The organism is Streptomyces lancefieldiae, from assembly GCF_031845825.1.
Taxonomy (GTDB): Bacteria; Actinomycetota; Actinomycetes; order Streptomycetales; family Streptomycetaceae; genus Streptomyces; species Streptomyces lancefieldiae.
Genome location: NZ_JAVRFH010000182.1, coordinates 1 through 2,398, shown reverse-complemented (window position 1 = coordinate 2,398; position 2,398 = coordinate 1). Strand labels below are relative to the sequence as shown.

General features: G+C 71.3%; 1 protein-coding gene. It reads left to right on the top strand.

What is annotated here, in order from left to right; translation table 11 throughout:
• The coding region (locus RM812_RS41375) for an AMP-binding protein (RefSeq protein WP_311586065.1) at positions 1-2,398 on the top strand (2,398 nt) is incomplete at both ends.

Here is a 2,398-nt window from a genome sequence, read left to right as displayed (position 1 = left end):
GCGTCGATCTGCTGCTGAGCACGGCCGACCCGGTGCTGGTACTGACCGATCGTGACACCGCGGCGGCACTGCCGGAGTGCCGGTCGCCGGTACTCCACGTCGACGACCTGGACCTCGCCGATCCCGACCGCCACGTCGAGGTCCCGGACGTCCCGGTCGGGCCGGACAACCTGGCGTATCTCATGTACACCTCCGGCTCCACCGGCACGCCCAAGGGCGTCGCGATGACCCACGCCACCGTGGCCAACGGTGTGTGGCACGCACGGCGGATGGCCCAGGTCGAGCCGGGATCCCGGATGCTCGCCGCGACCTCGGTGAACTTCGACGTCTGCGTGTTCGAGATCTGCACCGCGCTCACTGCCGGCGCGACTGTCGAGATCGTCCGTGACGTGCTCGAACTCGCCGAACGCGACGAATGGTCGGGTACCACCATCTGTGCCGTGCCCTCGGTGTTCACCGCACTGCTCGAGCCGATCCTCGCCAAGGAGCCGGGCGCCCTCCGGCTCGAGCTGCGGACCGCGATCCTCGGCGGCGACCCGCTCACCGCCGACGTGGTGAACAAGGTGCACGAGGCCTTTCCGGATGTCCGAGTCGTGCACGCCTACGGGCAGACCGAGAGCTTCTACGTCACCAGCTTCCCCGTCCCGCAGCAGTCGACCGAAACCGGCGTGATCCCGATCGGAAGACCGCTCCCCAACATGCGCACCTACGTCCTGGGACCGGAACTGACACCGGTCCCGCCCGGCGTGATCGGGGAGTTGTACGTGGCCGGCGGGCTCGCTCGTGGTTACCACGGGAACGGACGGGCCACCGCGGAACGGTTCGTGGCCTGCCCCTTCGGACCCGCCGGCACGCGGATGTACCGCACGGGTGATCTGGCCAGGTGGGACGGGAACGGGCAGCTCAAGTACGAGGGGAGAGCCGACACACAGGTCAAGGTGAACGGTATCCGGGTCGAGCCGACCGAGATCGAGATGGTCCTCGCCCAGCACCCCGCGGTCGCCGAGGCGGTGGTGACGGCACACAAGGATCACACGGGCACCACCCGGCTCATCGGGTACGTGGCGCTGGCGAGCGGCGCCGGAGACGGAAACATCGACCTGCGGGCCGGTGTCTCGGTGGCGGAACTGCGGCGCTTCGTGGCCGAGCGGATGCCCGACTACATGGTTCCCGCCGTATTCGTCGCGCTGGACCGGCTGCCGCGGACCCTGACCGGAAAACTGGACCGGGCCGCGCTGCCTGAGCCGCAGTTCGCCGCCGTCGGATACCGGGCACCGCGCAGCCGCACGGAGCGGATCCTGGCCCAGGTGTACGCCGACGTGCTGGGCAACCAGGCGGGCGTCGACGACGACTTCTTCACCGCCGGAGGGGACAGCATCCGCTCCATACAGGTCGTCGCGCGGGCCAAGGGACGGGGCGTCGTCGTCAGCACGCGGGAGATCTTCGAACACCGGACGGTGGCCCGGCTGGCGGAACTGGTCGACGGACGGGCGAAGGAGCTTCCGGCCCTGACCGAGTTGCCTGGGGGCGGCGTCGGGTGGGCTCCGCTGCCGCCAGCGGCGGCGCAAGTACTGGAGCTGGGCGGTGGCATCGGCCGCTTCTGCATGTCCGCGGTGCTGACCCTGCCCGAGGACATCGACCGGGAGGGCCTGGTCGCGACCTTGCAGACCCTGCTGGACCGTCACGACGCGTTGAGGGCCCGGCTCGACCGGGAGCGGCCAGGCCAGTGGACGGAGCAGGCCGGCCGCGTGGCCGCGGGCGCGCTGCGGTGGGAGGACCGCCCCGGTGACGCCGACATGAACGCCGAGCTGGACGCGGCCGCGGGCCGACTGGACCCGTACACGGGTGTCATGGCGCAGTTCGTACGCTTCGTCTCCGACACGGAGGCGGACCGGCTGCTGATCGTGCTGCATCACTTGGTCGTCGACGGGGTGTCCTGGCGGATTCTGGTTCCGGACTTGGTGTCGGCCTGGCGGCAGGTCCGCGACGGCCGTGTCCCGGTGCCGACCGGTACGGGCACCTCGATGCGCCGGTGGGCCTACGCCCTGGCCGAGCAGGCCGCCAACCCCGAGCGGGTGGCCGAACTGCCGGTGTGGCAGCGGATCCTGCGCCCGGACGAGCCCGTGCTGGGGGCCCGGGAGCTGGACCGGACGCGAGACGTCGCGGCCACCGTGGACACGGTGCACGTCCGGGTCCCGCCGGAGGTGACGGCAACGCTGCTGTCCACGCTGCCCCGGGTGTTCCGAGGCCGTGTCGACGACGGGCTGCTGACAGGGCTGGCGCTGGCGCTGGCGCGGTGGCGCCTGCTGCGCGGCGTGCCGGAGGCCACCACACTGGTCCGTCTCGAGGGCCACGGCCGCGAGGAGCACCTCGTGCCCGGCGCGGATCTGTCGAGCAC